Consider the following 26367-nt stretch of genomic DNA (forward strand, 5'->3'; position numbering starts at 1 on the left):
TCAGTCGGACTTCTTCTGACCGGCCTTGATGATCTGTTCCACGTCGAGGGCGACGTCGGCACCGACCGAGTCGGGCAGCGTCACCGTCTCGCCGGGGGCGTGCACGCGGTGGCTGGTGTACTCACTGCCGTCGGGTTCGGTGAGCACGTGGAGACGCTGGTGCTTGCGGTCGACCACCATGTACACGGGCACCTTGGCCTCGGCGTACGCGCCGACCTTGGTCTTCAGGTCGTCCCGCCAGTTGCTGGAGGTGACCTCCAGGACGAGGCGGAAGCAGACCGGGTCGTAGGCGTTGTTCTCGATGAGGTGGTCGTCGATGTCGGCGTCCACGACCACGAGATCGGGGATGCAGTAGTCCTCGGCGCCGGTAGGGAGCTTGATCGCGACGTTCTGCAGCACCTCGGTCTGCTCGCCGCATGGCTCGGAGGTGAGGAAGAGACGCATGAGGTCGGTCAGAATGCCGGCGTGGCGGGCATCCCGTGTCGGGCTCACGAGGAGATGTCCTCCGATGATTTCGACGCGGTAGCCCGGATGCCGCTCCACGATCTCGTCGGCAATCGCTGTGAGGATGAACGGGCCGTCGGTGTCCATGGGTTGTTCGATGGACGCAGCGGGCATCGCGTGTCTCCCGGAAGTTTGCCGTCGAGTACATAGTCGTGGACAGACGCCCAGCCCTGTATCTCTTCTCCGCGCCTTCACCCGAAAGTGATCACCCGCTCTCCCGCTCCCCGTGCCCCGGGTCCGGCAGGACCCTCGTCATGCCCGGCAGGAAGTCCGTGAACAGCTCGTGGACCTCCATGACCAGCGGGCGCAGCACCCGGAAGCGGGCCAGGGCCACCCCGCGCGCGGTCAGCCGGGCCCCGCGCCGGGCCAGCCGGTAGCTGCGCTCGCGGTTCTCCGTGCGGTCGAAGATCCAGTACAGCACCAGGCCCATCTGCGACAGCCACATCAGCTCCGGCAGGACGTCCCGCAGTTCCGGGGCCACCTTGGCCTTGGAGCCGGCCAGCACCTCCCGGTGCACGCTGATGGCCTGCTCACGGGCGTGCTCGCTCTCCGGGGAGAAGGGGCTGAGCGGGCTGTCGGGGTCGGCGGCGTTCTTGAAGAACTGCACCGCGAACTCGTGGTACGGCCGGGCGATGTCCAGCCACGCGGTCAGCACCCCCGCGAGCCGCGCCTCCAGGTCGGTCTCCCGCTCCAGCACCGACCGGACCGCCGCCTGGTGCTCGGCGGCGATCCGGTCGTAGAAGCCCTGGATCAGGTGTTCCTTGCCCTCGAAGTAGTAGTAGGCGTTGCCGACGGAGACCCCGGCCTCCTTGGCGATGGCCCGCATGGTCGTCTTGTCGTAGCCGCGCTCCTGGAACATCCGCATCGCGGTCTCCAGGATCAGCGCGCGGGTCTGCTCGGACTTGCTGCTGTGGGGGCCGGCCGCCTCGGGGCCGTCGTTCTTCGCGGGCACGGTAGAAGAGCCTAACGAGTGGCCGGGCCGGTTCCCGCCCGGGACGGCGGTGCGCAGGTCCAGCCCGTGACCGGGTGGTAGGACCAGCCGTCGGCCCGCTGGTACACCCGCCCGCCCCACTGGGCGCCGGGCTGCCGCGGACCCCGCCATTTCGCCGCGGTGAGGACGGCGCCGCGGGCCGCCCTGGCGCCGGACGGGTCGGCGAGCCGGTGGGCGAGCGGGCGGTGCTCGCGCAGGGCCCACAGCAGGACGATCCAGGCGCGCGAGCCCCGGTAGACCTGTCCGGAGTCGCCGACCACGGTGATCTCGTCGAGGGGGTCGCCGGGGCCGAGTCCGGGGAAGCGGGCGCGGGCCGCGGCCGAACCGGCGGGCAGCGGCTCCAGCGGCACCAGCCGGGGTTGCCGTGGCAGCCAGCCGCACAGGTGCAGGCCCACGGCGGTCCGGTCGTCGTACAGGACGGTCAGCCCGCGGACCGGGACCCCGGCGGGGTCCCGGTCCGGTGCGGTGGTCGTGGCGGTCACGCCGGTCACGCCCCGACCCTCGGCGCGATCCACTCCTGCGGGCGGACCGGGGGGACCTGTTCCCGCTCCAGCATCCCGCGCCGGCGGATCCGGTTGAGGACGTACACGTTGCCCAGGTGCATCGCGCCGAGGACGAGAAGCACCACGCCCAGCTTGGTGGACAGGGCCTCGAAGATGCCGCGGGTGTCCTGGACCGTGTCGTCATCGCTCAGGTACAGCGCCACGAAGCCGAGGTTGACGAGGTAGAAGCCGACGACCAGGAGGTGGTTCACGGCGTCCGCGAGCCTCTCGTCGCCGCGCAGGACGTCGGCCAGGAAGATCCGTCCGTTGCGGCTGAGCGTGCGGGCCACCCAGACGGTCAGCGCGATGCTGACGACCAGGTAGATGACGTAGGCGATGACGGTGCGGTCCATGCCCCACCCCTTCTTGAACGCGTTCAAAACGCTGACAGGGATGACTCTAGACCTGTTTTTGAACGCGTTCAACCGAGGGGTCGGGGACTCAGTGGCTACGGGCCAGGGACGGGCGCTTGGTGTAGTCCGTGAAGCCCAGGAGATTGCCCCAGGGGTCGGCGATCTCCACCGTCCAGCCGGTGACGCCCTGGGTGATCTCGTCCAGCGGCGGGATCCCGGCGGCGGCCAGCTCCCGCGCCGCCGCCCGCGCGTCCGGCACCTCCAGCCACACCCGCGGCGAGGGCCAGTGCGGCGGCCGCCGGCCCAGCCCCTCCTCGGCGCGCAGCAGGATGCCGGGCGTCTCCGCGCCTACCTTCAGCAGCGCGATACCGGCCTCGTCCAGCCGGAAGCCCACGGTGAACCCGGCCCGCTCGTAGAAGGCGACGGCCTCGCCGAGGTCGCCGACGGGGAGCAGCACGTTGTCGAAGCCGAGCAGTTCGTACGACTCTTCGTCTGACATGTCGTCACATTAGGATCCCGGCCCCCGGGAAGCGAGGAGCCCCACCGCAGGGGACTTCGGCGGGGGGACGGCGTGCGGACATGCGCGAGGGCCCCGCTCCATGGCGGAGCGGGGCCCTCGGTGGTGCTTCGGCAGGTCAGTAGCGGCGCGTGATGAGGGCGCGCTTGACTTCCTGGATGGCCTTCGTGACCTCGATACCGCGCGGGCAGGCGTCCGTGCAGTTGAAGGTCGTACGGCAGCGCCACACACCGTCGCGGTCGTTGAGGATCTCCAGGCGCTGTTCGCCCGCCTCGTCACGGCTGTCGAAGATGAAGCGGTGGGCGTTCACGATCGCGGCCGGACCGAAGTACTGGCCGTCGTTCCAGAACACCGGGCAGGAGGAGGTGCAGGCCGCGCAGAGGATGCACTTCGTCGTGTCGTCGAAGCGCTCGCGGTCCTCCGGGGACTGGTAGCGCTCCCGGGTGGGCTCGTTCGTCTCCTTGACGACCAGGAACGGCATGACGTCCCGGTACGCCTGGAAGAACGGCTCCATGTCCACGACCAGGTCCTTCAGGACCGTCAGGCCCTTGATGGGCTCGACCGTGATCGGCTTCTCGGGGTTGATGTCCTTGATCAGCGTCTTGCAGGCAAGGCGGTTCTTGCCGTTGATCCGCATCGCGTCCGAGCCGCAGATGCCGTGCGCGCACGACCGGCGGAAGGTGAGGGAGCCGTCGATGTCCCACTTGATCTTGTGCAGACCGTCGAGGACCCGCTCCTTGGGGTCGATCTCCAGCTGGAAGTCTTCCCAGGTCGCCTCGGCCGAGACCTCCGGGTTGAACCGGCGGACGCGGAACGTGACCGTGATGTAGGGGGAGTCGGCGAAACCGGGCTCGGGCCGGCCGGCCGCGTCCGCCTTGTCCAGAACAGGGGTAGCCATCAGTACTTACGCTCCATCGGCTGGTAGCGGGTCTGGACGACCGGCTTGTAGTCGAGACGGACGGTTTCCGAGCCGTCGGCGCCGACCTCGCGGTACGCCATGGTGTGGCGCATGAAGTTGACGTCGTCGCGGTTCGGGTAGTCCTCGCGGTAGTGACCGCCGCGGGACTCCTTGCGGGCGAGGGCCGAGACGGCCATGACCTCGGCCAGGTCGAGCAGGTTGCCCAGCTCGATCGCCTCAAGGAGGTCCGTGTTGAAACGCTTGCCCTTGTCCTGGATCGCCACGTTCTTGTAGCGCTCCTTGAGCTCGGCGATCTTCTCGACCGCCGTCTTGATCGTCTGCTCGGTGCGGAACACCATGACGTTGGCGTCCATGGTCTCCTGCAGCTCGCGGCGCAGGGTCGCCACCCGCTCGTTGCCGGTGGAGGTGCGCAGCCGCTCGATCTGCTCGACGACGAAGGACTCCGGGTCCTCCGGCAGCTCCACGTAGTCGGCCTTGGCCGAGTACTCGGCGGCGGCGATGCCCGCGCGGCGGCCGAAGACGTTGATGTCCAGCAGCGAGTTGGTGCCGAGACGGTTGGCGCCGTGCACGGAGACACAGGCGACCTCGCCGGCCGCGTACAGACCCGGCACGACCGTGGTGTTGTCCGCCAGGACCTCACCCTCGACGTTCGTCGGGATGCCGCCCATCGCGTAGTGCGCGGTCGGCTGGATCGGGATCGGGTCCGTGTACGGCTCGATACCCAGGTAGGTCCGCGCGAACTCGGTGATGTCCGGCAGCTTGGCGTCCAGCTGCTCCGGCGGCAGGTGGGTCAGGTCCAGGTACACGTGGTCGCCCTCGGGACCGCAGCCGCGGCCCTCGCGGATCTCCGTGTAGATGGAGCGGGACACGACGTCACGGGACGCCAGGTCCTTCATGACGGGAGCGTACTTCTCCATGAAGCGCTCGCCGTCCTTGTTGCGCAGGATGCCGCCCTCGCCGCGGGCGCCCTCGGTGAGCAGGATGCCCATGCGCCAGATGCCGGTCGGGTGGAACTGGAAGAACTCCATGTCCTCCAGCGGGAGCCCGCGCCGGTAGACCGCCGCCTGGCCGTCACCCGTCAGGGTGTGGGCGTTCGACGTCACCTTGAAGAACTTGCCGCAGCCGCCGGAGGCGTAGATGACGGCCTTCGCCTGGAAGACGTGGATCTCGCCGGTGGCCAGCTCGTACGCGACGACACCGGCGGACTTCTTGACGCCGTCGACCTCGGTGATCAGCTGGTCCAGGACGTAGAACTCGTTGAAGAACTCCACGCCCTCCTTGACGCAGTTCTGGTACAGCGTCTGGAGGATCATGTGGCCGGTGCGGTCCGCGGCGTAGCAGGACCGGCGGACCGGGGCCTCGCCGTGGTTGCGGGAGTGACCGCCGAAGCGGCGCTGGTCGATGGTGCCGTCCGGGGTCCGGTTGAACGGCAGGCCCATCTTCTCCAGGTCGAGGACGGCGTCGATGGCCTCCTTCGCCAGGATCTCGGCGGCGTCCTGGTCGACCAGGTAGTCACCGCCCTTGACCGTGTCGAAGGTGTGCCACTCCCAGTTGTCCTCCTCCACGTTGGCGAGCGCGGCGGCCATGCCGCCCTGCGCGGCGCCCGTGTGGGAGCGGGTGGGGTAGAGCTTGGTCAGGACCGCGGTGCGGCTGCGCTTCGTCGCCTCGATGGCGGCGCGCATGCCCGCGCCGCCGGCGCCGACGATGACGGTGTCGTACTTGTGGATCTTCATGATTCTCGCAGCCCCGTGCCTAGCGGATGTTCGGGTCGAAGGTGAAGATCACCAGCGTGCCCAGCAGGATGGTGAACACCGTGGCGGTGTAGAGCAGTGCCTTCAGCCACAACCGGCTGGTCGGCCGCTCGGCGTAGTCGTTGATGACCGTGCGCAGGCCGTTGGCGCCGTGCAGCATCGCCAGCCACAGCATCACCAGGTCCCAGACCTGCCAGAAGGGGGAGGCCCAGCGGCCGGCCACGAAGGCGAAGCCGATCTTGGAGACACCGCCGTCCAGTACCAGCTGGATCAGCAGGTGGCCGAGGACGAGGACGACCAGCACGATGCCGGACAGGCGCATGAACAGCCACGCCGCCAGCTCGAAGTTGCCCCGGGTCGACTTCGGGGTCTTCTTGGTGCGCTTGCGCGGGGCCTCGATCAGCGGGGCCGGGTGGTCGACGGTGTAGACGGGGGCGCCCTCCACGGGGCCGACTCCGGAAGCGGGGGTTTCAGTCGTGGACATCGGCGTCAGCTCCCAAAGAGTGCGCGGTACGCGTGGCCGAGGACCGGGTAGATCGCGCCGCCCATCAGGACGATCCAGACACCCATCACGGTCCAGAACATCTGCTTCTGGTAGCGCGGGCCCTTCGACCAGAAGTCGACGGCGATGACCCGCAGGCCATTGAGCGCGTGGAAGAGGATGGCGGCGACGAGGCCGTACTCCAGCAGCGCGACGATCGGCGTCTTGTACGTGGCTACGACCTTGTCGTAGTCCTCGGGGGAGACACGCACGAGAGCGGTGTCCAGCACGTGAACGAACAGGAAGAAGAAAATGAGGACGCCGGTGACTCGGTGAGCCACCCAGGACCACATTCCTTCCCGGCCGCGGTACAGCGTTCCAGCCGGCACGGAAGAACCCTCCGGGTGCGGGGACTAGGGCCGCGCCGGCTTCTCTGTCGGTCGGGCCCGGCCGGGTACGGTCCACCGGCCCCCAGCATCGTAGCGAGGCGATGAGCTGTGCCTTACGGGGGGCCTACCGGTGTGATCAAAGTGGCACGCGGTTGGGCTAGCCCGGTGCGGTGTGTCCGGTTATCTGCCGGGTGCGGGTGCGTTGGTGCTGGTCGCGCGGTTCCTGGTGCCTCTGAGAAATGCCGCGATTCTCCCTTTCGCGAGGCGCCGGAGCTGTTCTGCCGCCACCACCCGCTCGTCCTCCGGATCGTTCGCCAATCGTGATCGGATCGCCTGGAGGATGTGGTCGATGACCTCGTCCGCGGGGATGTCGCCCAGGTAGATGATGAACGTGTGGCCGAACCGGGCCTCGTAGGCGGCGTGGGCGGCACCGAGGGCCGTGTGCGCCGCCGAGTACGTGTCCTCGGGCAGCTCGGGAAGGCGCTCGCCGGCCAGGGCCTCGGCGAGGTCGGCGGGGGAGAGGTCGTACGTCGCCTCGTCCGCCGCGGCCAGCAGGGAGTCCAGGTCGGGGTAGGGGCGGTGCGCGGCGATCCGGTCGGACCAGCGCGGGCTGCGCAGACAGTGCAGCAGAAGGGTGCGCGCCTCGTCGGCGGACGCCGTGTTGAAGGCGTCGAGCGGCTTGGGGAGATACGGCAGAGGGTGGGCGGGCAGCGTCGGTCCTCGCGTCACTTGTGGTGCGGAAGGGGTTTGTGTGAAGGATGTGAGTGTCGTCAGGTTATCGAGAGTGGTCATACGGTGTCCGAGCGATAACGGAATTTCACTCGAACGGCAGAGTTTCGCTTCGTCCGGCTGACCGCTGAACCGGGGAACGGTCGTACGTTGGCAGGGTGACCCAGCACAGGCGCGAGCGCCGGGGACCGGCGCGACAGGTGGTACGGAAGCGGGCGGTGATGGCCGCGGCGTTCGCCGGGACGGTCGCGCTCGGCACGGGCGTCGGCCTGTGGGCCGCGGCGGACGACGGCGGCGCACCGCCGGGGAACGGCACGCGCCAGTCGGCCTCCGGCCGGGTGACCGGCACCGGACCCGGTACCGGCACCGGTGAAGCGCCCACGGCGCCGGGCACCCCGTCGGCGGCGCCGAGCCCGAGCCGGTCGTACCCGCTGTCGAAGGCGCCGCGCACGATACCCGCGGTCCGCTCGCACACCCCGGAGCGCGGCCCCGGCTGGCGGCCCCGGCCGGGCGCGCGGGTGGTGGTGGCCGATCCGGCGCTGGCCGACGAGGGACGGCTGATAGCCGGGGAGCTGGGGCTGGCGTACGCCGGGGAGAAGAACGACGCGCGGGCCGGCGACGTACGGCTCGCGCTCGGCGGTGGGGGCGGGAACCGGGAGTCGTACACGCTGACCGTCCGGGGCGGGCGGGTCGACATCACCGGGCCCGGTGAGGCCGGGGTCTTCTACGGCACCCGCACCCTGAAGCAGGAGGTCCGCGGCGGCGGCACGGCACCGGAGGGCGTCGTGCGCGACCAGCCGGCCAAGCCGGTGCGCGGGTTCATGCTGGACATCGCGCGCAAACCGTTCACCGCGTCCTGGATCGAGGACCGGATACGCGAGCTGGGGGACCTGAAGTTCAACGAGCTGGGCCTGCACTTCTCCGACGACCAGGCCTTCCGGATCGAGTCCGACAGCCACCCCGAGATCGTCTCCCCGGACCACCTGACGAAGGCGCAGGTGAAGGAGATCGTGGCGCTGGCGGCCGCCCGGCACATCACCGTCGTCCCCGAGATCGACTCTCCGGGACACCTGGGCGCGGTCCTCGCCGCCCATCCCGACCTGCGGCTGCGCAAGGCGAACGGGGTGGTGCTCCGCGGTGCGATCGACATCTCCAAGGACGCCTCGGCCCGGCTCGTGGACGACCTGCTCGGCGAGTACGCCGGCCTGTTCCCCGGCGGCCAGTGGCACCTGGGCGGCGACGAGTACCAGGCGCTGATGGCGCGCGACCCGCAGACGTCGTACCCGCAGCTGGCCGCCGCCGCGAAGCGCAAGTACGGCCCCGGCGGCACGGTCGCCGACCTCACCACCGGCTGGCTGGACGACCGCGCCGCCACCGTCCGCGCCCACGGCAGGACCGTACGGGCCTGGAACGACGGCTTCTTCCGGGGCACCTCCGTACAGGCCGACCCCTCGCTCCAGGTCGCCTACTGGACCGGCAAGGAGATCGGCGCCCGCCCGCCGGCCGAGTACCTGGGCGCGGGCCGCCGGATGCTCAACTACAACGACGAGTTCCTCTACTACGTGCTCGGCCAGCCGCAGACCTTCGTCTACCCGACCGGGCAGCGCATCTACGAGCAGTGGAACCCGAGGGTGGTGCGCGGTACGACCGCCGTGCCCGCGCGCTACGACGGGCAGATCCTCGGCGGGTCGTTCGCCGTGTGGTGCGACTTCCCGAACGCGCAGACACAGGCGCAGGTCGCCGCCGGGATCCGGATGCCGCTGCGGGCCACCGTGCAGAAGCTGTGGGACCCGGGCCGGCCCGCGCTGTCCTGGGCGGACTTCCGGAAACTGGCGGACCGGCTGGGCTGAGCCCCGCGCGGCGGACGGGCGGGGGCGTCCGGCCGTATGCCGGTGTCCGCGCACGCTGAGCCCCGCGCCGCGGACCGGGCGGGCGCCGGAACCCGGTGGACGCGCGGGGGCGTCCGGCCGTATGTTCCGGTGTCCGCGCACGTCGGCGACGTACGTGCCGGTGCCGCCGGCGGCGTTGTGGTTCGGGGAGGACCAGGCGCCGTCCCACCGCTCTTTCATCTCGGGGGAACCTCGTCATGACCTCGCCCATGCCCGTGCCGCCGTACCCGCACCCGGCCCCGCCCGGCGCCTGGCCGCGCTCACCGGCCGCGCTCGCCCGGGCCACCGCCGTACTGCTCGGCCTGGTCGTCGCCACCGACCTGTTCGCCTGCTACGCGGACCTGCTGGAGATGGACGTCACCAAGGACCTCGTCGACGGCGTCGTGGGCGATGACGTGATCGACCGGGCCGACCACGCGGACGACCTCTACGGCCTCTCCGGCATCCTCCAGGGCGTGGCCCTGGTGGCCACGATGGTCGTCTATCTGTGCTGGCTGTGGCGGGTGCGGGTGAACGCCGGGGTGTTCGACGCCTCCCGGCACCGCATGCGGCTCGGCTGGACGATCGGCGGCTGGTTCTGCCCGGTGGTGAACCTGTGGTTCCCGCGCCGGATCGTCGCGGACACCTGGGACGCCAGCGGGCCCTGGGGTGCGCGGTCCGGGCACGCGCTGGTCAACGCCTGGTGGGCGCTGTGGCTCGCCGACCTCTTCCTGGGCCAGCTCGCCGACACGCGTTCCCGGCGCGCCGAGACGGCGGAGGAGCTGTACGAGGCCGCCAGGGCGATGCTGCTCTCCGACGCGCTCGACATCGTGGCCGCGGTGTTCGCCGTCCTGGTGGTCGTCCGGCTGAGCCGGTTGCAGGAGCGGAAGCTGCGCTCGGAGGAGATGCCGTTCCCGGCGCCGCCCCCGGCCCCGGCGCTTGGCTGAAAACCGACCACTGTGACACTCCCGCACCGTCGCACGCAGTAAGGGGGAGTGCGGGCTCCGTACCGGTCGGTGCCCTGGTGAGGGAGGCTTTCCATGAGCCTGGTGGAACTGATCGCACGGGCCGACGAACGCGGACTGGCCGTCGGCGGACTGGCTTGTCTTGATCGGTGCCTTCCGCTGCTCGGCGGCGACGACGAGGTACTGCGGCCCCTGTGGGCGAGCCTCGCCGACGGCTCCGGCTGGGCCGGGGACCTCGCCCGGGCCCGTGACCTCCTCGGCGCCGGGCGGCTCCCCGGCGACGAGGCCGCGCTGCTGGCCCACCGCATGCTGGAGTCGGCCCCGGCCGAGCGCACCACCGACGCGCTGCGGCCCTGGGCCGAGGCCTGTTCCACCGCCTCACTCCGGGTCCACCGGTTGCTGGACCCGGCTGTGGCGACGGGGGCCGGACCGGACGCGGGGGACACCGCCGGCCCGTCGCCGCTCGTCGCCGCCGAGCTGCGCCGGCAGACCATGGTGCTGGAACTCCTCGCGGACCACGGCGCACAGGGGCTGCGCCCGGCGCTGGAGGTGACGGTGGAGGGCCGCCGGGTGTTGCGCGCGGTGGTCTCGCGCCGGGCGCGCAACACGGCGGAAGCGGGGGCGCGGGCGGGCCTGTGACCCTCGTGCGGTGGTCGTGGGGTGGTCCTGCGACGGTTGCCGAAACGTTTGGCGAAGCAGGGCGAAACCCCGTGACGCAACCCCGCCCCGGACCGCTGTCCCCTACGTGACAGCCCACACGACAGCCGAAGCGACAGCCCATGTGACCGCCCACGCCACCGGCCCGGTGCCGGTCGGAGCGACAGCCCGTCCGCCGGCCCCCTACGGGCCGGCCCGGCAGGAGACCAGGCCGCGCGCCGCGGCGAAACCCGCGCGCTGGGCGGCGGACGCGGTGGCGACGATGCGCGAGGGCGCCCGGGTGCGGCTCGACTACTCGGCGCAGAGCCTGTGGCGGGTGGACCGGATGATCGAGGAGATACGCCGGGAGCGGGCGCCGTACGCGGCCGTCCGCAGCGTCCTGCGCGGCTTCGGCGCCTACGCCGGCGAGGTCATCGTCCGCCGGACCGGCGCCGAGTGGTGGGCGACGGGCGGCGAGCACTGGGTACGCACCCCCGACGGCCGGCTGTGGGACCCCATCGACGAGGCCCGCCGCTGCTACGGCGGCCACGGCTCCCTCCGCCTGCTGTGCCGGGACGCGACCGCCGAGGCGTGAGGCGGCTGCGGGGACCTCGGCTGACAGCCGGGATTCGAGGTGACCGCCGAGACCTCACGTATGACTGCCGAGGACCGAGGTGACTGCCGCGGCCTGAGGCGGGCCGGCCGGTCACGGGGCCGATCGGAACTCGCTCCCGGACCGGCCGGCGGCCGTGCCCAGGCCGGTCGGGGGTTGTGCTCGGGTTGGTGGGGGCCGTTTCCGGGCCGGTCGGGGGACCGTTTCCGGGCCGGTCGGGGGCTGTGGCCGGGTTGGCCGGGGACTGTTCCCGGGCTGATCGGAGGTCGTGCCCGGACCGGTCCGGAGCCGTCCCGGGGCGGTCGGGGGCCGTGCCCCAGCCGATCGTGGGCCGCCCCCGGCCGTTCTCCCGGCCGTCCCCGGCCGCCGTCCGGCTGTGACACTTCCGTCGGGGCCGACGCTGATGATCGTGGAGGGCGACCGACACGGCCGGAGCGTGTCGCAACCGTGAGGTCAGGCGCCACGCAGTGGCCAGGAACTCGGCACGAACGAGGACGGTCTTGGGCCAGGGAGTTCAACCCCGCCGCCCGCAGCCGCGGGACGGGGAGCTGGGCGCGGCCGTGGCGCGGGCCCAGGACGGCGACGAGACCGCCTTCGCGGTGGCCTACCGGATCGTGCACCCCGGACTGCTGGGCTATCTGCGCGGTTTGGTCGGCGAGGAGGCCGAGGACGTCGCCTCGGAGGCCTGGCTGGAGATCGCCCGGGACCTCGGCCGGTTCCGGGGCGACGGGGCCGGCTTCCGCGGCTGGACCGCGGCCATCGCCCGGCACCGCGCGCTGGACCACCTGCGCCGGCAGCGCACCCGGCCCCGGCCCGTGCCGCTGGACCAGGACGCCCTGGAACTGCCCGGCCGGCACAGCACCGACGACCAGGCCCTGGAGTCGCTGTCCACCGAGCGGGCGCTGGAGCTGGTGCGCGCGCTGCCGCGGGACCAGGCCGAGGCGGTGCTGCTGCGGGTGGTCGTCGGCCTCGACGGCCCGTCCGCCGCCCGCGTCCTCGGCAAACGCCCCGGCGCCGTCCGCACGGCCGCCTACCGGGGCCTGCGCCGCCTGGCCCGCCACCTCGCCGCGGACGGGAACGGGGAGGACGGGCGCGGCGGTGGCTGACCGGCTGTCCGCGGATCGTCCACGGTCAGAGCGCCGGTGACACGGCAACGACCGGGGCCGCCACCCCCCACAGGAGAGGCCCCGGCCGTCGCGCGTACGGGTCGCGTGCGGCCCGTACTCTCTTCAGCGCCGTGTGTGCCGTTTCTGTCACACCCGGCCACACCGGGTCCTCACCCTGCGCACATCCGCACCCGGTCACGAGTTAGTTGCATCTTCTATGGACATGGACGCGCGGCCCTTTCACGCCGTAACGTGCCTTTCGCGCCGACCGGAGGACAGGCGTAAAGGGAGTACGGTGCTGGGGGACGACGCGGAGCTGACCGCCGCGGTGCGCGCGGCCCAGGGCGGGGACGAGACCGCGTTCCGCACGGTGTACCGCGCGGTGCACCCCCGGCTGCTCGGATATGTCCGCACCCTCGTCGGCGATCCGGACGCCGAGGACGTCGCCTCCGAAGCCTGGCTTCAGATCGCCCGTGACCTGGACCGCTTCAGCGGTGACGCCGACCGGTTCCGCGGCTGGGCCGCCCGGATAGCCCGCAACCGCGCCCTGGACCACATCCGCATGCGCGGCCGGCGCCCCGCCATAGGCGGTGACGAGACCGAGCTGACCGGCCGGCCCGCCGAGTCCGACACGGCCGGCGAGGCCATCGAGGCCCTGGCCACCGACAGCACCCTGTCCCTGATCGCCCGGCTCCCGCAGGACCAGGCCGAGGCCGTCGTCCTGCGCGTGGTCGTGGGTCTGGACGCCAAGACCGCCGCCGAGACGCTCGGCAAACGCGCGGGCGCCGTCCGCACCGCCGCGCACCGCGGTCTGAAACGGCTCGCGGAGCTGATCGGCGCGGATCCGGAATCCGCGGGCGGACTCGACGCCCTCCCGCCACAGAGAGAACCGCGCCGCCGCGCGGTGACGTCCGCAACTGTGACGCATACGCGTACGCGGACGCAGAAGGACATGTGATGGCCGACGAGCAGGACAAGTGGCTGGACCGTGGGACGGCGGAACGTCTGCTGCGCGGCGAGTCGCTGGAAGCCGTCGACCCCTCTGCCCGTGACCAGGCCGAACGCCTCTCCCGGGCGCTCGGCGCGCTGTCCGCCGAGGCGGCCCCGGCCACCGGTGAACTCCCCGGCGAGCAGGCCGCGCTGGCCGCGTTCCGCAAGGCCCGCGAGGCCGCCGAGGCGGAGCGCACCGCCGCCGCGCACGCCCCCTCCGCCGCCCGCGCACCGGCGCCGGGCGCCGACGCGGACCTGATCCGCACCACCGCGCCGGCCCGTACCGGAATCCTGGCCCGGCGCCGCCGGCGGGTCCGCCCGGCGCGGCTGGCGCTCGCCGCCGCGCTGGCCGCCGGCACGCTCGGCGGGGTGGCCGTGGCCGCGGGCAGCGGAGCGCTCCCGACGCCGTTCGGCGACGCCGGGCCCCGCCCCGCCGCCACCGCCGGTACGACCAGCGGACGGTCGCTGGCCTCCCCGTCCCCGCGGGCCGTACCGGACGCCGGGAACGGGACCGGTGCCCCCGCCACGAAGGGCACTCCGGACGACCGGGCCGAGGGGAGCCGTGACACCGGCCCCGGCGGGATCCGCGGGCAGGACTCCGGCCCCGGCCGCGACACCGCGTCCGGCACCGGCACCCCCTCCGCGACCCCCGGCACCGGATGGCTCCGTGACGCCGACGCCTGCCGTGCCCTGCGGAACGGCGAGGGCCTCGACGCCGGCCGCCGGCGCGCCCTGGAGCACCTGGCCGGCGGGGCCGCCCGGGTGAGCCGGTACTGCGAGGTCCTGCTGTCCGCCGGCGACCGCGCCACCGGCACCGGGCGCGGGGAGGACGGGAACGGCGGTAAGAACAAGAGGGCTGAAGACGGTAAAGAGGGCAAAGAAGGTAACGGGGGGCAGGGGCGGGGGCAGGGGAGTGGCGGCCGGCCCGTTCGTCCGGACCCCGGTCACGGCGGCGGGCGCCACGGCGGTGTCGCGCCCGCCCCCTCCGTCGTCGCCCCGCACACCGGCGGACCGGACCGCGCGCAACCGGACCACGGGCAGTCGGACCGCGCGCAGTCGGACCACGGGCAGTCGGGCCGCGAGCGGCCGGACCTCGTGCCGGGCCCGGCGCGCTCCGCCCGTTCCGCACGCTGACTGTCCCGCCCGAAACCCCTGTGACCTGCGGTTTCACCAGGGCGAGAAAATTTTTCCGCGCCAGGTGTGACGTTTTTGAAGCCCGTGACGCAGTACTGAGTGAGCCGACTGGTCATCGGCCGTCGCACGGAGCCGGGGTTCCCCCCGTACCCAAGGCACGTGCACCTGGCGCGGGCGGGACACGTTCCCCCGGTCCCGCCCGCGCCCCGCAGCCTCACCGGGAGACGACGACCTTGTCGCCGACCTTCACCTGGGCGAACAGCCGCGCGATAGCCGCCTCGTCCCGCACGTTGACGCAGCCGTGCGAACCGCCCGCGTACCCGCGCGCCGCGAAGTCGGCCGAGTAGTGCACCGCCTGACCGCCGCTGAAGAACATCGCGTACGGCATCGGGGAGTGGTAGAGCGTCGACACATGGTGCCGTGACTTCCAGTAGACCTTGAACACACCTTCACGGGTGGGCGTGTACTGGGTGCCGAACCGGACGGACAGCGTGTCGACCGTGCGCCCGTCGATCATCCAGCGCAGTGTCCGGCTGGTCTTGTCGATGCACAGCACCCGGCCGGTCATGCAGCGCGCGTCGGGCGCGGCGGCCGGCTGGCCGCCCATCGGGTACAGCTCCCACCGCGTCGGCCGGTGCGTCATGGCGAGCAGCCGCTGCCAGGTGACGGTGTCCAGCCTGCCGGTCGCCGGCAGCCCGCGCTTGGCCTGGAAGCCGAGGACGGCCCGCACGGTCCGCGGGCCGTACGTCCCCGTCGGCGTGGCGGACAGCCAGCCCACCTGGCGCAGCCGCGCCTGGAGTTCCCGTACCCCCGGCCCGCTGCTTCCGTGCGCCCACAGCACCCGGGGCGGGGGCGCGGGAGGTGCGGCCGGTGTGGGCGTGGTGGCCCGCGGGGGTGGTGTGGTCGGTGTGGTCCCCGCCATCCCGGTGGGCGCGGCAGCGGGGCTGGAGGGTAACTGGATGTGGACCGGCAGGCCGTGCTTGCCGTCGGTGCCCTGCGGCTGCACGGTGCAGCCGGCCAGGGCGGCCAGCGCGGAAACCGCGGCGGCCGACGCGAGCAGGGCGGCGGGTCTCCCCGTAATCCTCATGCCGGGGATGCTTCCCCGCGTGGCCGCCGCCGACTCCGTTGGCCGGGTGCCTGCCGCCGGGTGACCGGCGCCGTGTGACAGGGCACGGTCGAGGGGTACGCGTCCTACGGGTCATAGCGTCGTACGCGTCCTACGGGTCGTACGCCTCGTACCGCGGAGGCAGCCATGGCACGGGAGTCGGAATCGGGTCTGCCCATCGAGCCGGTCTACGGTCCGGCCGACCTGGCCGGCTGGGACCCGGAGCGGAAACTGGGCGAGCCGGGGGCGTACCCGTTCACCCGGGGCGTGTACCCCACCATGTACACCGGCCGCCCCTGGACCGTGCGCCAGTACGCCGGTTTCGGCACGGCTGCCGAGTCCAACGCCCGCTTCCGGCGGCTGATCGCCCACGGCACCACCGGCCTGTCCGTGGCCTTCGACCTGCCCACCCAGATGGGCCACGACTCCGACGCCCCCCTGGCGCACGGCGAGGTCGGCAGGGTGGGCGTGGCCGTCGACTCGCTGGAGGACATGCGGGCGCTGTTCGACGGCATCCCGCTGGACCGGGTCTCCACCTCCATGACGATCAACGCCCCGGCGGCCGTGCTGCTGCTCCTGTACCAACTGGTCGCCGAGGAGCAGGGCGTCGACGCATCCCGGCTCGCCGGCACCATCCAGAACGACGTGCTCAAGGAGTACATCGCGCGCGGCACGTACATCTTCCCGCCCAGGCCGTCCCTGCGGCTGACGGCGGACATCTTCCGCTACTGCACCGCTCGGACCCCGAGGTGGAACACGATCTCGATCTCCGGCTACCACATGGCCGAGGCGGGCGCGTCCCCCGCGCAGGAGGTCGCCTTCACCCTCGCCGACGGCATCGAGTACGTCCGTACGGCGATCGCGGCCGGCCTGGACGTGGACGACTTCGCGCCCCGCCTGTCCTTCTTCTTCGTGGCCCGTACGACGCTGCTGGAGGAGGTCGCCAAGTTCCGCGCGGCACGCCGGATCTGGGCGCGGGTGATGCGGGAGGAGTTCGGCGCGCGCGACCCCAGGTCGTGGATGCTGCGCTTCCACAGCCAGACGGCCGGCGTCCAGCTGACGGCCCAGCAGCCGGAGGTGAACCTGGTCCGGGTCGCCGTGCAGGCCCTGGCGGCCGTCCTCGGCGGCACCCAGTCCCTGCACACCAACTCCTTCGACGAGGCGATGGCGCTGCCCACGGAGAAGAGCGCGCGGCTGGCGCTGCGCACCCAGCAGGTGCTGGCCCACGAGACGGACGTGCCGGCGACGGTGGACCCGTTCGCGGGTTCCTACGCGGTCGAGCGGATGACGGACGGCCTGGAGGAGGCCGCGCTGGACCTGATGCGGAGGGTCGAGGAGAGGGGCGGGGCGGTCGCGGCGATCGAACGGGGCTTCCAGAAGGCCGAGATCGAGCGGAACGCGTACCGGATCGCGCGGGAGACCGAGTCCGGTGACCGGGTGGTCGTCGGCGTCAACCGGTTCCGGCTCGAGGAGGAGGAACCGTACGCGCCCCTGCGGGTGGACCCGGCGATCGAGGCCCGGCAGTGCGAGCGTCTGGCCCGGCTGCGGGCCGGCCGGGACCGGCGGGCGGTGGAGGCGGCGCTGGACGCGCTGCGGACGGCCGCCCAGGGGGAGGACAACGTGCTGTACCCGATGAAGGAGGCGCTGCGGGCCCGGGCGACGGTGGGGGAGGTGTGCGGGGCCCTGCGGGAGGTCTGGGGGAGCCACGTCCCGTCGGACGCGTTCTGAGCCGGGTGCCGCGCGCCCGGGACACCGTACGGTCACCTCCTGGCCGGTGTGCCCCGCGTCCGGACCCGTGCGGTCGCGTCCTGGCCGGCGTGCCGCGCGTACCGTCCTTCGGACCGTCCGGGTGCGTTGTCGTATCCGCGTGCGACACTCCCCGCATGTTCGGTGTCATCGACCTCCCCACGTACCTCGCGGGCCTGATCCTGATCGTTCTGCTGCCCGGCCCCAACTCCCTCTACGTCCTGTCCGTCGCCGCCCGCCGTGGCGTACGGGCGGGGTACACCGCGGCGGCGGGCGTGTGGTGCGGGGACACCGTGCTGATGACCCTGTCCGCAGCCGGGGTGGCCTCCCTGCTCCAGGCCAACGCCGTGCTGTTCGGCATCGTGAAGTACGCCGGCGCCGGATATCTGACCTGGCTGGCGATAGGCATGCTGCGGGCGGCCCGGCAGCTGTGGCTGAACCGCCGCGCACCGGCCGCCGAGGACGCGGCGCCCGCGAAGGCCGCCGACGAGCGCCCCTTCCGCCGTGCCTTCGTCGTCAGCCTCTTCAACCCCAAGGCGATCCTGTTCTTCGTCGCCTTCTTCGTCCAGTTCGTGGACCCGGACTACGCCTACCCGGCCCTCTCCTTCGTCGTCCTCGGCACCCTCGCCCAGGTCGCGAGCTGCCTCTACCTCAGCGCCCTGATATTCGGCGGCACCCGCCTCGCCGCCGCCTTCCGCCGCCGCAGGCGCCTGTCGGCGACGGCCACGTCGGCGGCGGGCGCGCTGTTCCTGGGCTTCGCGGTGAAGCTGTCGCTGGCGAGCGCGTGACGCTACGGCGCCGTCAGGCCGCCCACGCGTGAGGCGTACTCCGTCAGGCCCCGGGTCGTCTCGCCGGCCCAGCCCACGTACCCGTCCGGCCTGATCAGGAAGATGCCCGGGCCGTAGGACTCCGGGGCCGACGGGAGGGACCGGACGCCCGGCAGCGACGCGCCGAGCAGGGTCCAGTGCGGCCCGCGGAACACGTCGAAGAGCCGGGCGCCGCCCACCCGTCCGTCCGGGGCCCGGTCGCCCGCCCGCGGCCCCGCCGGGTCCGTGCGGCCCTCCACGCTGAGCGACGACTCCCGGTAGCCCAGGCCCAGCTGCACCGTCGCCGCGCCGCGCCGCACCTGACCGCGGTGCACCGCCGTGGACAGGCCGAGCACGCCGGCCGCGGTGGCCCGGCGCTCCTCCTCGTAGGTGTCCAGCAGTTCCCGCGGTGCCCCGCCGCGCAGCACCGCGCCCAGCTTCCACCCCAGGTTGTAGGCGTCCTGGACGCTGGTGTTCAGGCCCTGGCCGCCGGCCGGCGAGTGCACGTGCGCCGCGTCGCCGGCGAGGAGGACCCGGCCCACCCGGAACCGGTCCGCCAGCCCGGTGCGCGACCGGAAACCGGAGATCCACCGCAGCCCGGTCACGCTGTCGGCCTCCAGGTGGGTGAAGGCGTCCACCAGCGACCGGACGCCGTCCAGGGTGGGCTCCGGCTCCGTGCCCTCCGGCAGGCGCGCCTGCAACTGGAAGTCGTCCGTCCCGGCCAGCGGGCACAGCGCGAGGCCGATCTCCCCGGCTGCCCGGAACATGTGCCAGTGGTCGCGGTCCAGGCCCTTGACCTGGACGTCCGCCACCAGGAACGAGGCCGGGTCCACCGTCTCCCCGGCCATCCCCACGCCGAGCGCGCGCCGTATCGTCGAGCGTCCGCCGTCGGCGGCGACCACGTACGCCGCGCTGAGCGCCGTACCGTCCGCGAGCCGCACGGTCACGCCGTCCGCGTCCTGCCGCAGACCGGTCACCTCGTGGCCGAAGGCGACCTTGCCGCCCAGTGCGGTCAGCCGGGCGTGCAGGATCTCCTGCGTCCGCCACTGCGGGATCATCAACGGCTCGGTGTAGGGCGTGCCCTCGTCCCCCGGGACCGGGTCGAACATGGGCTCCGCGCCGAGGGGTTCGCCGTCCTGCCAGATGAGCCGGGGCGGGTAGGGGCCGCCGGCCGCGCGGGCCTCGGCCAGGACGCCGAGGTCGTCGAAGAGTTCCTGGGTGCGGGGCTGGACCGCCTTGCCGCGGGAGCCGGGGAACAGCCCGTCCGCCCGCTCCACTATCAGCGCGTCGACCCCGCGTCGGGCGAGGTCGACGCCGAGGGTCAGACCCGTCGGACCCGCCCCCACGATCAGGACATCCATCCCACATCTCCTTAACAGCGTTAAGTGGTGTCGTCCGTGAGCATGTCCTTAACGGCGTTAAGCTGTCAAGTGTGAAGCCGGAGAAACGCGCACCCCTGGACCGTGGACGAGTCGCCGACACGGCGCTGCGGCTGCTGAACGAGGTCGGCCTGGAGGGCCTGACCCTGCGGGCCATCGCGCGCGAGCTGGACGTGAAGGCGCCCGCGCTGTACTGGCACTTCAAGGACAAACAGGCGCTGCTGGACGAGATGGCCACCGAGATGTACCGGCGGATGACCGCCGAGGCCGCGCTCGACCCCGCCGACACCTGGCGGGAGCGGCTGCTGAAGATCAACCGGGGACTGCGCGGCGCGCTGCTCGGCTACCGCGACGGCGCCCGCGTCTTCAGCGGCTCACGCTTCACCGGCGCGGACCACGGCCCCGAACTGGAGGCCAACCTGCGGCTGCTCACGGAGTCCGGCTTCACCCTCGCCCAGGCCGTGCACGCGGGCCGCACCACGCACCTGTACACCCTCGGCTTCGTCACCGAGGAACAGGGGGTACGGCCGTACCCGGACGAGCGCCGCGAGGGCTATGACCTCGCGGAACGCGCCCGGCGCCTGGCCGGGTACCCGCTGGCCGCCGAGGCCGGGAAGCTGCTCTTCGACGACTGGGACCAGCAGTTCGAGGAGGGCCTGGAGCTGCTCATCGCGGGGATCGCGGCGCGGTACGGGGCCGGCTGAGCCCGGCTGCACGCGGACAGCCGCCACCTCGCGTTCACCCGGTGTTCCGACGGAAGTCGCCCCCCGGCGTCGAGCGCTTTCTACGGTCGCTCCGACCCGCCCCTGAGAGAGCCCAGGTGTCCGTGTGACCAACCGTTCCCCGCGACTGTCGGTGATCATCCCCTGCTTCAATGTCGAGGGCTATATCCCGGAGACCGTCGCCAGCTGCGTCCACAACGCCCGCAGTGACTTCGAGTTCCTGTTCGTCGAGGACCGCTCGACCAAGGACCACACGTACGAGGCGCTGCTGGAACTGACGAAGCGGCTGCCGAACAGCAGAGTGATCCGGCACGAGCGGAACGGCGGGCTGGCCACCGCGCGCAACACCGGCATCGACGCCGCGGAAGGCCGCTACCTCACCTTCCTCGACGGCGACGACTGGCTCGCCCCCGGCTACCTGGCCGGCCTGGTGGAGTGGATCGAACGGCTCGACGTCGACTTCGTGCGCACCGACCACGTCCAGGTGACCGGCGTCAACCGCATGGTCCACCGGGCCCCGGAGGGCCGCCGGCACATCCCGCTCGACCCCCGCACCTCCATCCTCCCGGTGGACGACACCACGATGGTCGACTACCCCTACGCCTGGGCCGGCGTCTACCACCGCCGCCTCCTGGACCGCGGGATGCTCCGCTTCCACGACGGGCTGCGCACCGCCGAGGACCGGCCCTGGATCTGGGAGCTGCACCGCAGGGCCGAGTCCTACGCCGTCGCCAGCCTGCGCGGCGTCTTCTACCGCAGGGGCGTGGCGAGTTCGCTGACCCAGATCGGTGACGTGCGCCAGCTGGACTTCTTCCGCTCCTTCGACCTGGTCCTCGGCGAACTCGCCGACGACCCGGAGGCGCACCGGCTGCGCAAGAAGGCGCTGCGCAACTACTGCGTCGTCATCGCCCACCAGCTCCTGCAGCGCGACCGGTTCGAGCGGAGCGTCGCCGCCGAGCTGCGGCGGCGGGCCGGCGAGGTGCTGGGCCGGATGACGGAGGAGGAGCTGAACGAGGCCCTCCTCGGCATGGGCGAGGAGCGGGTCGACGTCCTGCGCCGCATACGCGGCGGAATGAAGGGAGTCGCGGCATGAGCGGCACCACCCAGATCTTCTTCTCGGCCACCCAGTACGCGGCCGCCACCGTCACCGCCGCCCTGCGCGCCGGACTCTTCGGCCCCCGCTCCGAGCACCGCCGGATCCTCGTCGTCAGCAACACCGCGGCCGTGCCCGAGGTCGGCACCCCGCTGGACCGGATGGCCGGATTCGAGCAGATACGCCCGGAGTTCGACGAGGTCCGCTCCTGGAACGAGTTCATAGCGCCGCACCACCCGGCGGGCTGGTCACCGCGCGGCCAGGACCTGGTGATGTGGGAGAAGGCCGTACGCCTCGCCTGGAACCTCGGTGACGAGCCGGTCGAGATCGCCTGCGAGTCCATCCAGGCCAACCCCTCCCGCGCGGTCGCCGACATCTTCGCCGACAGCCCGATCCATGTGTACGCCGACGGCCTGATGAGCTACGGCCCCACCCGCAACCGCATCCCGCACGGCATGAGCAGCCGCATCGCCCGGGTGCTGCACCTCGACCTGATACCCGGGCTGCGCCCGATGCTCCTGGCCGAGTACGGGGTCCGGCCCGAACCCGTGCCGAACGAGGCCATCGTGGACGTGCTCGCCCGGATCGGGGAGGAGGGCGCCGCGATCCTCGCCGACCGTCTCCCCGCCGAGGGCCGCCCCACCGCCGTGCTGCTCGGCCAGTACCTCTCGGCCATCAACCTGATCACCCAGGACGAGGAGGAGGAACTCCACGTCCGCATGGTGCGCGCCGCCGCCCGCGCCGGGCACCGCGCCGTGCTCTTCAAGCCCCACCCCAGCGCACCCGCCGTGTACAACACCTCGCTGGAGGAAGCGGCGAGGGACCTCGGGATCCGGCTGACCGTCCTGAACGAACCCGTGCTCGCCGAGACGGTCTTCGCCCATCTGAAGCCGGAACTGGTCATCGGCTGCTTCTCCACCGCGCTGATGACGGCCGCCGCCTTCTACGGCATCCCGGTCGCCCGGGTCGGCACCGAGCTGCTCCTGGAACGCATCACGCCGTACGAGAACAGCAACCGCATCCCGCTCACCCTCATCGACGCCGCCCTGCCCGACGCCGAACGCGACACGATCGGGACCCCGCTGCCGCTGGACACGCTGGGCGAGGAACTGGGCCCGCTGGTGCGCACCGTCGGCTACTGCATGCAGTCCCGCAAGCACCCGGGGCTGCGCGAGGAGGCGGCCGCCTGGCTCGCCGCCCACCTCGCCGGGCACCAGCGCTACTTCAAGAAGCGCCGCCTGACCAGCCTGCGCCTGCCCGGCGGCAGCCCCGTACGGGCCGAGGCACTGCGCCGCCACCCCGCCGTGCGCAAGGCCGTGAAGCAGATCCGCGCACGCCGCCGGTAGGCCGGGGAGGGACACCGGTACGGGCCCTGGCCGACGGCGCGGAAAGCGCCCGCTTCAGCCACGGGCCCACCGGGCGTTCCACGAACCGGTGCAGCAGCCAGGCCAGCCCCAGCAGCCCGGCCACCGTCACACCGAGCGTCGGCCACGGGCCCAACCCCAGGTCCTGGCGCACCACCCGGATGACGAACCAGCCCAGGTGTTCGTGGATCAGATAGAAGGGGTACGTCAGCGCCCCCGCCACTGTCAGCCAGCGCCGGTCCGCCCACCGTGGCCGGCCCAGCGCCACCACGGCCACGGCCGCGAAGGCGAGCGTGACGACCGCCTGGATGACGTACGGGTCCCGGTGGAAGTCGCCGCCCTGGGCGCCGGGGTGCCACAGGCCCGTCACGCAGGAGCGCTGGCCGAGCAGCCAGGAGACCGCGACGATCCCCCACAGCAGCGGGTCGCCGCCGTGGCGGTGGACGAGGTACAGCGCCAGACCGCCGATGAAGAAGGGGGCGTGCTCGGGCATCACCAGCTCGTCCACCAGGGGATCACGGGCGACCCGGGCCAGCACGCCGGCCAGGGTCCACAGGCCGCAGAACAGCACCACCCTGCGGTAGGTGACCCCGCGCCGGACCACGCACAGGGCGAACAGCACGTAGAAGCGCGCCTCGGCCCACAGCGTCCAGCACACGCCCAGCACCCGGGGCGCGCCCAGGGGCTGTTGCAGCATCGTCAGGTTGACCAGGAACTCGTCCGGCCGCGGCGGGCGCACGACGGCCGGCAGCAGCAGACAGGCGCCGGTGACCAGCAGCAGCGCGGCCCAGTACGCCGGGTACAGCCGGGCGACCCGGGAGCGGAAGAACTGGCCGGGGGTCCGTCCCCAGCTGCTCATGCAGATCACGAAGCCGCTGATGACGAAGAAGAACTGCACGCCCAGACAGCCGTAGACGGCGGCCCGGGAGAGCACGGGGAAGAGCCGGCCGGGGGACTCCTGCCAGGCGCCGGCCACCGGACCGCCGCGCCCGGCGAAGTGGTAGAGGCAGACCATCAGGGCGGCGAGCAGCCGCAGACCGTCGAGCGCCCGCAGCCGGGAGGCGGGCCGCTGCGGCCCGGCGGCGGGAGCGGGGTCCTTCGGGCCGGCGGGCAGGGCGAGGTCGGACGCGTGCATCGCGGGACCCTCCGCGTGGGGGACGGACGGGGCCTCGTACCGCGCGGGTACGTGGGCGCCGGACGTCTACCCGGGTACGCGCGGTGCCTCCCGCCGGCCGCACACCTGTCGCCGGGATGACGTAACGCGTTGGAGGTGACGAGGGAACGGAAACCCCCGCCCCCGGTGGGGCGGGGGGGGGGCTCGGCTCAGCGTCTGGGGCGCGGGGTGAGCGCGCGGGCCCGGCGGGCGAGCCTGCGCACGGTCGCGTTGCGCGGGATGAACGCCAGCTGCGCGGGCACCGCACCCGGCAGGGCCAGCGCGGTCAGCCGGCGGCGCTTGAAGTAACGCCAGGTGTCCGCGTCCAGGTGCCGGGCGAGGTAGCTCTCGGCGGCACCCCGCAGCCCCGGGTAGATCTTGGGCTGCATGGCGAAGCCCACCGCCCCGAGCAGCGCGGCCAGTTCGTCCACCCGTTCCCGCGAGGGCGCGTGCCAGCCGGACACGGCGGCGGCGTCGCCGAGGTCGGGCAGCAGCGCGTCGGCGATGGTGACCGGGACCCGGTTGCTGTTCTGGTACGGCGCGAGCCGGGCCAGGACGGTGTCCGTGCCCACCCGGGCGACGGGCAGGCCGTAGAACGTGGCCGCCGTGAACAGCGCGGTGGAGAAGCAGCCGACGACCAGCGCGGGACGCAGCCGCTGGAAGGCCACCTCGGCGAGCACCGGCACGTCCAGCACGGTCAGTTCGGCGCCGAGCCGCTCCGCCTCCTGCTGGAGCATCCGGGACCAGCGGGCGGGCGCCACCGGGTGCGGCTTGAAGACCAGCCCGCGGTGGCCGAGCGCGACCGCGCCGCGCACCATCCTCAGGTGCAGCTCCTCCTCCTCGGCGGCGCTGAGGATGTCCAGCGCGGAGAGGTACTGGCCGAGGAGCAGGGCGGGCCGCGGCTCCCCGGTGTCCGGCAACTCGGTGTCGTCCTCGGCGAGTTCGCCCAGCACCTTCAGGAAGGCCTCGGCGGGCACCAGCTCCGGGCGCACCCCGAACTCGGTCAGCAGCAGCGGGGTCAGCCCGGGGACCAGGTCGAGGTGGAGCAGGCGCTCGATGCGCGTACCGACCAACGGGTCGATCTTGTCGCGCGTGGGGCCATAGCTTATGAGGCCGTCGGCGTAGACGTCGACGGGGGCGCCGGTGAACAACTGGCACAACGCGAGCGCCGGGTTGACCTGCACCGACTCCACGGCGAGCCGGACCTGGTCGTCGCCGAGCCCCCACAGCAGCCGTACGTACCGCTCCCACATGGGGATGTCGTTGGCGCGCGGACCCCAGCCGCTGGGGTGCAGGGGAGAGATGGTCTCGTTCCAGGAGAGCACCCCGTCGAAGCGCTCGGCGATGCGGGTGAAGCCCGGCATCCGGTCCACGGACGGCGTGGTCTCGGGATTGGCCGCGTTGTTGGTGACCAGCAGCAGCCGGCGGTCGGCCGGCCCGAACAGACCGGCGTCGAGGGCGGCGGCCAGGGTGGCCGCGCCGTACAGCGTCGACGCGCAGAAGATGTGGGTGGTACGGGGCATCAGACGGTCACCGTCCGGGCGGCCGTGGGCCGGCGCCGCAGCCGCCGCAGCCGGCCCGCGCGCTGGGCGTCCATCGAGTCCATGACCTGCGCCAGCACGTCCTGCGGGAGTCTCTTCAGCGCGGCTGCGCTCAGCGAACGCAATTGTCGGGCCACGGCGGGTTCGAACCTCTCGATCGATCCGAGGTGATGGGCCATGATCGCGCAATAGGTGCGCACGGCCTTCGGCATCAGCTTATCGGCCTCGGGATCGCGCGCCGTTTCCTCGATCACCTGGTCGAACGCGCGAATGAAATCCAATTGCCGGACGTCACCGATCTGGGTGAGCGACGAGGCGACGCCGCGCCGGTAGTACACGCCGAGCAGGCCGAGCGCGGCGAAGGATTCCGCCTCGCGGTGCAGTTTCCAGATCCACGGCCGGTCCTCGGCCGTGCGCAGCCCGTGGGTGAAGTGCAGCAGGCCCCGGTCGACCAGCCGGCGGTGGTAGATGCCCGCCCAGGCGTAGGCGTAGTCGACGGAGGTGGAGCGGTCGGCGGGCAGGATCGCCTCCCGCGGGTCGAGCACCACACCGCGGCGGCCTTGCGGCACCCGGTGGATGGCGCGGGCCCGGCCGGTGCACTGGACGTGGTCGGTGCGGATGAAGTCGCAACCCAACTCGTCCATGGCCGCGACCAGTTGGGGGTAGTAGCCGGGGGCGAGCCAGTCGTCGCCGTCGAGGAATGTCAGGTACTCCCCGCGGGCCCGGTCGATACCGGTGTTGCGCGCGGTGGCCAGCCCTCCGTTCTGCTCGTGTCTGACCAGGACCGCGCCGGGCAGTTCGCGCTCCGCGCGGGCGAGGATCTCCGGTGTCTCGTCGCGCGAACAGTCGTCGACGAGAATGAATTCGAAATCCTCACGTGTGTTCGCACGCAGGCTCTTCAGCGTGTCTGGCGCGTAGTGCTGGACGTTGTAGAAGGGCACGATGACCGAGAGCTTCACCACGTGGACGA

The 26367-nt window shown here is 72.4% G+C and carries 26 protein-coding genes and 1 pseudogene; 12 read left to right on the top strand and 15 right to left on the bottom strand.

Going from position 1 to position 26367, the window contains the following annotated elements:
• The 10 genes from HB370_RS24765 to HB370_RS24810 all read right to left on the bottom strand — a co-directional run bounded on the left by HB370_RS24765 (window position 1) and on the right by HB370_RS24810 (window position 7176).
• Entirely contained in the window at window positions 1-618 is a 618-nt protein-coding gene (locus tag HB370_RS24765) for a Uma2 family endonuclease (protein WP_030789491.1), read from the bottom strand.
• 91 nt (window positions 619-709) lie between these two features.
• Window positions 710-1456, bottom strand: coding sequence for a TetR family transcriptional regulator (locus HB370_RS24770; protein WP_030789494.1), 747 nt, complete (start codon window positions 1454-1456; stop codon window positions 710-712).
• A gap of 11 nt (window positions 1457-1467) precedes the next feature.
• Window positions 1468-1986 (bottom strand): hypothetical protein, encoded by a 519-nt coding sequence (locus HB370_RS24775; protein WP_030789497.1) that lies wholly within the window; start codon window positions 1984-1986, stop codon window positions 1468-1470.
• Entirely contained in the window at window positions 1983-2390 is a 408-nt protein-coding gene (locus HB370_RS24780) for a hypothetical protein (RefSeq protein ID WP_030789500.1), read from the bottom strand. The genes HB370_RS24775 and HB370_RS24780 overlap by 4 nt, the downstream gene beginning before the upstream one ends.
• Before the next feature lie 88 nt (window positions 2391-2478).
• Window positions 2479-2889 (bottom strand): VOC family protein, encoded by a 411-nt coding sequence (locus tag HB370_RS24785; protein ID WP_030789503.1) that lies wholly within the window; start codon window positions 2887-2889, stop codon window positions 2479-2481.
• A 136-nt stretch (window positions 2890-3025) separates the two neighbouring features.
• A complete protein-coding gene (locus HB370_RS24790) occupies window positions 3026-3805 on the bottom strand; it encodes a succinate dehydrogenase iron-sulfur subunit (RefSeq protein WP_030789506.1) in 780 nt (259 codons plus the stop codon).
• Window positions 3805-5559 (bottom strand): succinate dehydrogenase flavoprotein subunit, encoded by a 1755-nt coding sequence (gene sdhA / locus HB370_RS24795; protein ID WP_030600822.1) that lies wholly within the window; start codon window positions 5557-5559, stop codon window positions 3805-3807. The genes HB370_RS24790 and sdhA overlap by 1 nt, the downstream gene beginning before the upstream one ends.
• 19 nt (window positions 5560-5578) lie before the next feature.
• Window positions 5579-6061, bottom strand: a complete 483-nt coding sequence (locus HB370_RS24800; RefSeq protein ID WP_030789512.1) for a succinate dehydrogenase hydrophobic membrane anchor subunit — start codon at window positions 6059-6061, stop codon at window positions 5579-5581.
• 5 nt (window positions 6062-6066) lie between these two features.
• Window positions 6067-6447: a succinate dehydrogenase, cytochrome b556 subunit gene (sdhC, locus tag HB370_RS24805; protein WP_078637712.1), complete on the bottom strand. Its 381-nt coding sequence runs from the start codon at window positions 6445-6447 to the stop codon at window positions 6067-6069.
• Window positions 6448-6627: 180 nt separating this feature from the next.
• Complete coding sequence (locus tag HB370_RS24810) at window positions 6628-7176, bottom strand: 2-oxo-4-hydroxy-4-carboxy-5-ureidoimidazoline decarboxylase (RefSeq protein WP_030789518.1); 549 nt, start codon at window positions 7174-7176, stop codon at window positions 6628-6630.
• A gap of 221 nt (window positions 7177-7397) precedes the next feature.
• On the opposite strand from HB370_RS24810, the gene HB370_RS24815 reads away from it, so the two are divergent.
• From HB370_RS24815 to HB370_RS24845, 7 genes are all read left to right on the top strand, one after another.
• Window positions 7398-9026 carry a glycoside hydrolase family 20 protein gene (locus HB370_RS24815; protein ID WP_030789521.1) on the top strand — a complete coding sequence of 543 codons (1629 nt, stop codon included), beginning with the start codon at window positions 7398-7400 and terminating at the stop codon, window positions 9024-9026.
• Between the two features lie 236 nt (window positions 9027-9262).
• Window positions 9263-9991 carry a DUF4328 domain-containing protein gene (locus HB370_RS24820; protein WP_030789537.1) on the top strand — a complete coding sequence of 243 codons (729 nt, stop codon included), beginning with the start codon at window positions 9263-9265 and terminating at the stop codon, window positions 9989-9991.
• A gap of 93 nt (window positions 9992-10084) precedes the next feature.
• On the top strand, window positions 10085-10648 hold the full coding sequence (locus HB370_RS24825; protein ID WP_030789540.1) for a hypothetical protein: 564 nt from the start codon (window positions 10085-10087) through the stop codon (window positions 10646-10648).
• Window positions 10649-10814: 166 nt separating this feature from the next.
• A complete protein-coding gene (locus tag HB370_RS24830; RefSeq protein WP_051816064.1) occupies window positions 10815-11240 on the top strand; it encodes a hypothetical protein in 426 nt (141 codons plus the stop codon).
• Window positions 11241-11758: 518 nt separating this feature from the next.
• The gene (locus HB370_RS24835; protein ID WP_030789546.1) at window positions 11759-12364 is read left to right on the top strand and encodes a sigma-70 family RNA polymerase sigma factor; all 606 of its coding nucleotides are present in this window, start codon (window positions 11759-11761) and stop codon (window positions 12362-12364) included.
• 295 nt (window positions 12365-12659) lie between these two features.
• On the top strand, window positions 12660-13322 hold the full coding sequence (locus HB370_RS24840) for an RNA polymerase sigma factor (RefSeq protein ID WP_030789549.1): 663 nt from the start codon (window positions 12660-12662) through the stop codon (window positions 13320-13322).
• Complete coding sequence (locus tag HB370_RS24845; RefSeq protein ID WP_167513019.1) at window positions 13322-14488, top strand: hypothetical protein; 1167 nt, start codon at window positions 13322-13324, stop codon at window positions 14486-14488. Before HB370_RS24840 ends, HB370_RS24845 begins: the two co-directional genes overlap by 1 nt.
• Before the next feature lie 214 nt (window positions 14489-14702).
• Here the strand turns inward: HB370_RS24845 and HB370_RS24850 are convergent, their stop codons facing one another.
• Window positions 14703-15575, bottom strand: a complete 873-nt coding sequence (locus HB370_RS24850) for a L,D-transpeptidase family protein (protein ID WP_030789554.1) — start codon at window positions 15573-15575, stop codon at window positions 14703-14705.
• A 165-nt stretch (window positions 15576-15740) separates the two neighbouring features.
• Here HB370_RS24850 and HB370_RS24855 point away from each other — a divergent pair, with 165 nt between their 5' ends.
• Both HB370_RS24855 and leuE read left to right on the top strand, forming a co-directional pair.
• The gene (locus HB370_RS24855) at window positions 15741-17321 is read left to right on the top strand and encodes a methylmalonyl-CoA mutase family protein (protein WP_030789556.1); all 1581 of its coding nucleotides are present in this window, start codon (window positions 15741-15743) and stop codon (window positions 17319-17321) included.
• Between the two features lie 155 nt (window positions 17322-17476).
• Window positions 17477-18127 carry a leucine efflux protein LeuE gene (gene leuE, locus HB370_RS24860; protein ID WP_030789558.1) on the top strand — a complete coding sequence of 217 codons (651 nt, stop codon included), beginning with the start codon at window positions 17477-17479 and terminating at the stop codon, window positions 18125-18127.
• 2 nt (window positions 18128-18129) lie between these two features.
• Here the strand turns inward: leuE and HB370_RS24865 are convergent, their stop codons facing one another.
• Window positions 18130-19506: an FAD-dependent monooxygenase gene (locus tag HB370_RS24865; RefSeq protein ID WP_037702719.1), complete on the bottom strand. Its 1377-nt coding sequence runs from the start codon at window positions 19504-19506 to the stop codon at window positions 18130-18132.
• A 71-nt stretch (window positions 19507-19577) separates the two neighbouring features.
• Here HB370_RS24865 and HB370_RS24870 point away from each other — a divergent pair, with 71 nt between their 5' ends.
• The 3 genes from HB370_RS24870 (at window position 19578) to HB370_RS24880 (ending at window position 22685) form a co-directional block, all read left to right on the top strand.
• Complete coding sequence (locus HB370_RS24870) at window positions 19578-20228, top strand: TetR/AcrR family transcriptional regulator C-terminal domain-containing protein (RefSeq protein ID WP_037702721.1); 651 nt, start codon at window positions 19578-19580, stop codon at window positions 20226-20228.
• A gap of 124 nt (window positions 20229-20352) precedes the next feature.
• The gene (locus HB370_RS24875) at window positions 20353-21339 is read left to right on the top strand and encodes a glycosyltransferase family 2 protein (RefSeq protein ID WP_030789566.1); all 987 of its coding nucleotides are present in this window, start codon (window positions 20353-20355) and stop codon (window positions 21337-21339) included.
• Window positions 21336-22685, top strand: coding sequence for a polysialyltransferase family glycosyltransferase (locus HB370_RS24880; RefSeq protein WP_030789569.1), 1350 nt, complete (start codon window positions 21336-21338; stop codon window positions 22683-22685). Before HB370_RS24875 ends, HB370_RS24880 begins: the two co-directional genes overlap by 4 nt.
• 25 nt (window positions 22686-22710) lie before the next feature.
• On the opposite strand, the pseudogene HB370_RS42030 reads toward HB370_RS24880, so the two are convergent.
• The 3 genes and pseudogenes from HB370_RS42030 to HB370_RS24890 form a co-directional block, all read right to left on the bottom strand.
• Window positions 22711-23838, bottom strand: a pseudogene (locus HB370_RS42030) (acyltransferase); the annotation flags it as partial.
• Between the two features lie 188 nt (window positions 23839-24026).
• A complete protein-coding gene (locus tag HB370_RS24885) occupies window positions 24027-25379 on the bottom strand; it encodes a polysialyltransferase family glycosyltransferase (RefSeq protein WP_030789572.1) in 1353 nt (450 codons plus the stop codon).
• A complete protein-coding gene (locus HB370_RS24890; protein ID WP_030789576.1) occupies window positions 25379-26359 on the bottom strand; it encodes a glycosyltransferase family 2 protein in 981 nt (326 codons plus the stop codon). Before HB370_RS24890 ends, HB370_RS24885 begins: the two co-directional genes overlap by 1 nt.
• Window positions 26360-26367 lie beyond the last annotated feature (8 nt).

The sequence above is a fragment of the Streptomyces sp. DSM 40868 genome (genome assembly GCF_011820545.1).
Classification (GTDB): Bacteria; Actinomycetota; Actinomycetes; order Streptomycetales; family Streptomycetaceae; genus Streptomyces; species Streptomyces eurythermus.